This window comes from Arthrobacter sp. HMWF013, from assembly GCF_003061105.1.
In the GTDB taxonomy this organism is placed as follows: Bacteria; Actinomycetota; Actinomycetes; order Actinomycetales; family Micrococcaceae; genus Arthrobacter.
Map to the genome: position 1 here is coordinate 3,531 of NZ_QAIQ01000421.1, position 6,439 is coordinate 9,969.

Annotated in this window: 6 protein-coding genes and 1 pseudogene; 2 read left to right on the forward strand and 5 right to left on the reverse strand. The window is 64.3% G+C overall.

The window, feature by feature from the left end; translation table 11 throughout:
- A pseudogene (locus tag DBR22_RS24610) lies at positions 1-144 on the reverse strand (transcriptional regulator); the annotation flags it as partial.
- A 149-nt stretch (positions 145-293) separates the two neighbouring features.
- Here DBR22_RS24610 and DBR22_RS15495 point away from each other — a divergent pair.
- Positions 294-1,154: an SDR family oxidoreductase gene (locus DBR22_RS15495; RefSeq protein WP_108599762.1), complete on the forward strand. Its 861-nt coding sequence runs from the start codon at positions 294-296 to the stop codon at positions 1,152-1,154.
- 288 nt (positions 1,155-1,442) lie between these two features.
- On the forward strand, positions 1,443-1,823 hold the full coding sequence (locus DBR22_RS15500; protein ID WP_108599763.1) for a RidA family protein: 381 nt from the start codon (positions 1,443-1,445) through the stop codon (positions 1,821-1,823).
- A gap of 34 nt (positions 1,824-1,857) precedes the next feature.
- Here the strand turns inward: DBR22_RS15500 and DBR22_RS23920 are convergent, their stop codons facing one another.
- From DBR22_RS23920 to DBR22_RS15510, 4 genes are all read right to left on the reverse strand, one after another.
- Entirely contained in the window at positions 1,858-2,016 is a 159-nt protein-coding gene (locus DBR22_RS23920) for a hypothetical protein (RefSeq protein WP_181365207.1), read from the reverse strand.
- 147 nt (positions 2,017-2,163) lie between these two features.
- Positions 2,164-4,347, reverse strand: a complete 2,184-nt coding sequence (locus tag DBR22_RS15505) for a hypothetical protein (protein WP_258229235.1) — start codon at positions 4,345-4,347, stop codon at positions 2,164-2,166.
- On the reverse strand, positions 4,344-4,691 hold the full coding sequence (locus tag DBR22_RS24615; RefSeq protein ID WP_258229236.1) for a hypothetical protein: 348 nt from the start codon (positions 4,689-4,691) through the stop codon (positions 4,344-4,346). Before DBR22_RS24615 ends, DBR22_RS15505 begins: the two co-directional genes overlap by 4 nt.
- 295 nt (positions 4,692-4,986) lie before the next feature.
- Positions 4,987-6,439: Ig-like domain-containing protein (locus DBR22_RS15510; protein ID WP_146187522.1), on the reverse strand; the 1,453-nt coding region annotated here is incomplete at its 5' end.

Genomic DNA, 6,439 nt, shown 5'->3' on the forward strand with positions numbered 1-6,439 from the left:
CATGCCGGCCAGGAGGGCGACTTCTTCCCGCCGAAGGCCGGGAACACGCCGCCGTCCGCCGAAGTCAGGCAGGCCCACCTGCTGCAGGGTCAGCTTGGCCCGGCGCGAGCTGAGGAACTGGCTAAGGTCGTCCTGGTTGTCCATGGAATCGACGGTACCCCTGATCGCGCGACCTAGAGGGGCCCTGCTGGGGAACCTCTAAGCAGGGTCTCGCTGGGTCCGGCGCCGGCCTGTTGACTTGAAACATCAGCCGCCCCGAACGGGCCGGCCGCCACTTTTGAAAGGCAATCATCATGACCAACGTTTGGTTCATTACCGGCGCCGCCCGCGGCATGGGCGTCGACCTGGCCAAGGCCGCCCTGGCCGCCGGCCACCGTGTCGTCGCCACCGCCCGCGACGCAGCCAATGTCACCGCCGCCCTCGGCGAACACGAAAACCTCCTCGCCCTCTCACTCGATATCACCGACGCCGCAGCATCAGCAGCGGCCGCACAAGCCGCCGTCGGGCGTTTCGGAAGCATTGATGTCCTGGTCAACAATGCCGGCAACTTCTACGCCGGCTACTTCGAGGAAATCAGCGACGCCCAGTTCCGGGCGCAGATGGAGACCAACTTCTTCGGCCCGCTGAACGTCACCCGGGCGATCCTGCCGGTCATGCGCAAGCAGCGCAGCGGCCACGTCATCACCATCACCTCCGCCGCCGGCATCATCGGCCAGGAGTTCTGCGCGGCCTACGCCGCATCCAAGTTCGCGCTTGAAGGCTGGATGGAGTCCCTCCAGTACGACGTGCAGCCCTACGGCATCCACACCACCATCGTCGAACCGGGATTCTTCCGCACCGAGCTCCTCGTCGAGGGTGCATCCTCGATCTGGCCCGAACTCTCCATCGACGACTACGCCGAGCGCACCACCGGCACCATCGCCGCCTGGAAGAGCATGAACGGCCAGCAGGGCGGCGACCCTGCAAAGCTCGGCGCAGCCCTTGTCACCATCGCTGCCCTGGAGACCCCTCCCCTGCGCTTCGTCGCCGGAGCGGACGTCGTCGCAGGCGTCGAACACAAAGCCCAACTCCTCCTGGACCAGGTCCAAGCCCACCGCGGGTTGTCCTCCTCCCTGGCCCTCGAAGACGCCTACACTGGCTCCGGTGAAGGGTGAGGCGGGAATTTACGCCGCGTCAGTCCGTTGGTGGTTCTCCATCGACCGCCCAGACGAACCACAGCGCAAGAGTGCGGGCCACCTGAACCACCGGTATGACTCCAGGAAGCCATGCGCCCAACACGGCCAGCGCACTAATCCAGGTTGTTCCCTGCCGTTTCCGGCCCGCACTCCTGCTGACTAATTTTATGGTGAGTATTCGGCGGCTGACGTGCCAGGGGTTGCGCTATACGGCGGTGACTGCCATTCTGCTGCCACAATCCACTGACCTCACTGAAAGGATCCGTCATGGCGAGGGAAATCGTTAGGTCGGCCAAGGCACCGGGTTCACCGTTCTTCAGCCAGGGCGTGAAAGCCGGACCATTCGTTTTCGTGTCGGGGACAGTTGGTACCGATCCAAGCAACGGCCAACTCACGGGCCACAGCATTCAGGAGCAGACACGGCAGGCTCTTGCCAACTGTGAGGCCATCCTTGAAGCAGCAGGTGCAAGGTTGGAGAACGTCGTCGAGGTGGGCGTGCTGCTGACTGAGCCTTCGGACTTTCCGGGATTGAATGAAGAGTACGCACGGTGGTTTCCGCAGGACCCGCCGGCACGCTACGTTGCCAAGCTCGGCGTCGACCTGCCCGGAATTCTCGTTTCAATCCGCATGACAGCCTTCATCAGCTGAGGCACCCCGGCAGACTGTGCCCCTGGCACGGAAGCTACCACCACCTCGTCAGCGCCCAGCCGTTATTGGCGCCATCCCCGCTGTCGCCGTCCTTGCCGCAGCGCCGGCAACGCGTGTACAGCCCACCGTCCTCGGCATGTTCGACGTGCCAGTCGTGGCGGAAATTCAGCTTGCACAGCAGGGTTTGGATCATGGCCAACTCCGATCTGAACCGCAGTGCTCATTGACTCAATGATGGCCTTCACACCACCTCAACAGAAGAGGGATGAGTGGGGCAAAGCACTGCCCGTCGGACGTCCACCCTTGGCACCGGTCAGCAACCTAGTTACCCGCTGCCTGCTTATGGTGCTTTCGTGGCGGTCGCCGTGGGAGCCGGGCTGCTTGCTTCAGGAGTGGGAACCGCCGTCGGAGCAGGGCTGCTTTCGGTAGGAGCCGGGCTGCTTGCTGACGGAGCCGGGCTGCTTGGCGTCGTCGGTTCAGGAGTGCTGGCAATCTGAGCAGGGCTGCCCGCTTCAGGCACCAGGGTGATCGTTGGTGGCACCCCGTATTCAACCCTCGTGGCGCCGTCCTGGGAGACGGTGATCCGGCCGCCCTGGTAGTCCTGGACGGTGCTGCCATCGGCGGTGACGTAGTTGTCGGTGGTCGGGTAGCCGAGCACTCCGTGTTCGAATCCCGTCGCGGCCCATGCCTCCCGGATCTTTCCGACGGAGACACGAACTCCAACTGCGGGACTGGAGATCAACGCTCCCCTTTGGAAGTTCTGGTACGAGCCGCCTTGCCTCAGACCGTTGACCCTGTCGGAGGCGGGAAACCCGAGGGCGACCGCGCCCTGGATGTCGTTGTACTTTTTCGTGTAGTCAGCAAGAAGTGCATACGCCGCCGTGGACGGAGACCAGAAGATGGTGCCGCCCTGGTAGGTCTGGTACACACCGCTGTTTATGCCGAGCTCGTTTGACGTCGGGTAGCCCAGAGCACCGTTCTCAAACCCTTGCCGGGCCCACGCCTCGCGGGTTGCTCCAGAGGAGATGTGGGCACCCGATGCCGGGGACCACATGATGACTCCCTTTTCGAAGCCCTGCCAGGTGCCGCCATCCTTGCTGGGGTATGCGCCAGTCGTGGCAGTGCCAAGCCACCTGTTGGCCTTGAACTCTTCAGCAGTGGCTCCCATGACCGGGAAAACGCCCCAGCGGCCAGCCGTAATGAGGCCGCCCTGGTAGTCCTGGGCCACGCCTCCAGGGACGGGGTATTCGTCAGTTGTGAGATAGCCCATCCTGCCGTGCTCATAGCCAAGCGAAGCCCAAATGGTGCGGATGGCTCCTATCGAGAGGTGAGCACCGCTGGCGGGCGTGTGAAGGATCGCTCCGCCCTGATAGTTCTGGTAGGAGCCGCCGTCCCGCAGGCCAGTGATGACGTCGGTGGTGGGATACCCCAGACGGCCGTTCTCGAATCCCGTAGAAGCCCACTTCTCACGAATGACACCTGTGCTGATCGTTGCGCCTGACGCGGGAGAGAACATGATCGCGCCGCCCTCGAAACCCTGCCAGGATCCGCTGTCCTTGAGGCCATGGACTTCGTCAGTGGTCGGGTAGCCGAGAGGGCCGTTTTCCGCTTCCTGAGCCCGCCATTTGCCGTTGATCCCGTGGCTGATCGCGTGCGTTCCCGTTGCTGGTGCGGAAAAGATTCCGCCGTTCTGGTACGCCTGGTAGGAGCCGCCGTTCTTCAGACCGCTGATGACGTCGCTGATGGGGTAGCCAAGCACCCCGTTCTCAAATCCTGTCCCGGCCCATTTGTCCCGGATCGGTCCGAAGGAGGACAGTCGAGCACCGGAGGCCGGCGAGTACATGATGACGCCGCCCTGATACAGCTGGTAGACGCCGCCGTCTCTGAGGCCGCCTACTTCATCAGTTGTGGGGTAGCCGAGAGGACCATTCTCGAAGCCAGTGGACGACCATTTGTCGCGGGTGGCTCCCCAGGAGAATCGTGCACCGGTTGCAGGTGACCAGATGATCGCACCACCTTGAAAATTCTGGAAGGCACCCCCATCCTTCAGTCCGCCTGTTTCGCTGGAAGTGGGACTCCCGAGCCTGCCCGCGGGTCCGCCCGACTGAGCGTACTTCTCGGTGAGGGCGCCAAATGGATTGCTGGAGTGGGGCGTGAAGACGTCGTCCGCAGCGCCCATGATGATCCGGTCGCCCGGGCGGCTGCTTCTCAGGAACCGTGTCACCACTTCGAAGCTGGTGGATACACAGCCGGCGGACGTGGTGCGGCCGGCGTGCAGGAAGATCGCATAGGAGGCGCCCTGGGTCACAGGCATGTCGGGTTGCCGGTTGTAATTGATGACTGCGGCCTGCTCGTAGTAGCCCTGGTTCATGAAGGTGTAGAGGTTCTCGTCGGATGGACCGCCGCCGCCTTCAAAGTACTGGTTGTAGGTGGGCCCGTATTCACCACCCCAGCGGGAGTCCGGATTGACGGTGTGATAGGCGAGGGCGGTCCCCGGGTTGGAACGGCCCAGGGCTTCGGTCACGCTATAGGACCCGGCAGGTGACTTGAAGGTGTCTTCCCACGTGAGGCCGGGGGGGCGAAGCCCTTCAGCCCGGCATAGCCCCAGTCCTGCCATTCCTGTTGGTATTCGTTGCCGGCCCGTACACAGCCGGTGATGGTGACGCGATTCGATTCGCGGGTCTCAGCTGTCGCGAACGTCACCCGGTTGGCACCGAAGCTCGAGTATTTGACCTGACCGGCGGAGAGACGTTGGCAGGGGTTGTAGACCTGGGGTGCGGCTGCGGCGCTGCTGACGCCCACAAATGCGCTGCCCACAACGGTGAGCACTGCCACGGCAAGTGCAAGGGGCCTGCTGTTCCCGGGCATGTTCTGCTTTCATTCGGGGCGGTGAATTAGGTGCCATGTGGAGCCGGACACAGCACTGCCCACCCCCACTTCAGTAAACACGCGCAGCAGGCTGAACCAGTGGAACCGCGCCGCGACTGATGAAACGTTTCCGCAGCTCAAGGGCCTACCGATGATGTACCAAACGCCCGGTGCCTGCAGGAGGCCGTGCTGGAACAGGAGCCACGTCTGCAACACCGCCCGTACTAGGAGGCTTCGACAACGCCGGCCTCAGCAGCAGTGCTTCTCACTATTTGCTCTCGGCACCCGGTCCGGATCAGAGGCCTGAGGCAGTGCCCGGGCCGGAGGGTTTGGTTCCGAGCGGGACTCCGTTCGTGTCGGTTGCGATGCCGGTTTGGCCGTTCGCGGTCCCCTGGTAGGTGGGGATGCCGGCTGAGACGCCGGCGGCCGGTGTGCCGCTCTTGAGGACTCCGAGGGTAATGGTGAGGGTCTTGCCGTCCGCGCTGAGCGAAACGGAGGACGGTGGGCGGGTGCCGGTGCCCTTGAAGGTGAGGTTTCCGCCCGTGCTGGTGGTGTAGCGGGCGCCGAGGTTGACCGTTCCGAAGTTGTTGGTGGTGCAACCCGACGAGAGAGTCAAGGTGTCGTTGGGTGCGGACGTGTTGCGGCTGATGAGTACGCTGACGCTGTTGCTCCTCTGTGTCCACGGCCCCGCGGGACTGGTCCAGGTGCTGCAGAACGAGCCCGGGCTCATGGCTTCGTTGAACACCACCACCACCTTGTCGTTGGTGTCGGTTGTGCCGGCGGTTCCGCCGTTCACGAGCGTGACGGACACGACCCTCGGGCCGATACGACTGGTCCCGGTCGTCACTGTGCTGACATTGCCATCGGCGTCGGTGGCCTGGGCCGAGAACGTCACCGATCCTGAGTCGAAGGTGCTGAGGTTCATCGTCTCAGACCAGTTACCGGAGCCATTTGCGGCTACCGTGGCCGATACGCTGTGGTTGGCGGAATCAATGGCTGTGAGGGCCACAGTTGCCCCCGGATCAGCAGTCCCGGTGAGTGGGACGGCACCGATGGTGTCGCCGGTGATCGAGGACGGCAGGCCCGTGAACTGCGGTGCTGTTGCCGTTGTCTTCTTGGTTCCGGTCTGCGTTGCGGGGGCGCCGGTGTTGACCGCGGGGTCCGTCGCGGTGGCCGTGTAAGTGAGCTGGCCGTCGCTCAGGCTCGTCAGGTTCGCCGTCGTGGACCAGTTCCCGGCTGCGTCTGCAGCCGTGGTCGCGGTGACGGTGTGAACGGCATCGCCGTCCGCGACCCTAAGAGTGACGGTCGCTCCGGCCTCGGCGCTGCCGCTGACCGTCACGGACGTGACGGTCGCGCCGGTGACCGTGGCCGGGACCGTCAGCGTCGGCACGGCGGGGGGCACGGTGTCCTTGGCGACCGTTACGGTCGTCGTTGGGCTGGTAGTGCCCGCCGCATCGGTCGCGGTTGCGGTCAGGGTCACGGTGCCGTCGTTGAGGCCCGCGAGGTTGAGCGTGGGTAGGGCCCAGGCTCCGGTGGAGCTGGCCGTGGCCGTTCCGCTCACGGCATGGCCCGCGCCGTCGGACGCTGTGACACTCACGGTGTTCGCCGCCCCGGCGGTGCCGGAGACGGACGCGGCCGCGACGTTGGCAAGGTTGACAACGGGGGGTGCGTCCAACGTGGGTGCATCGGGCGGCAGAGCCGGGCTGACCGTGATGGTCGAAGTGGACGAATTTGAAGCGGTGCCATTG

What these genes read in the sequence shown, in the direction of transcription:
- DBR22_RS15495 (WP_108599762.1), top strand. Translation starts at nt 294, where the DNA reads ATGACCAACGTTTGGTTCATTACCGGCGCCGCCCGCGGCATGGGCGTC.
- DBR22_RS15500 (WP_108599763.1), top strand. Translation starts at nt 1,443, where the DNA reads ATGGCGAGGGAAATCGTTAGGTCGGCCAAGGCACCGGGTTCACCGTTC.
- DBR22_RS23920 (WP_181365207.1), bottom strand. Translation starts at nt 2,016, where the DNA reads ATGATCCAAACCCTGCTGTGCAAGCTGAATTTCCGCCACGACTGGCAC.
- DBR22_RS24615 (WP_258229236.1), bottom strand. Translation starts at nt 4,691, where the DNA reads ATGCCCGGGAACAGCAGGCCCCTTGCACTTGCCGTGGCAGTGCTCACC.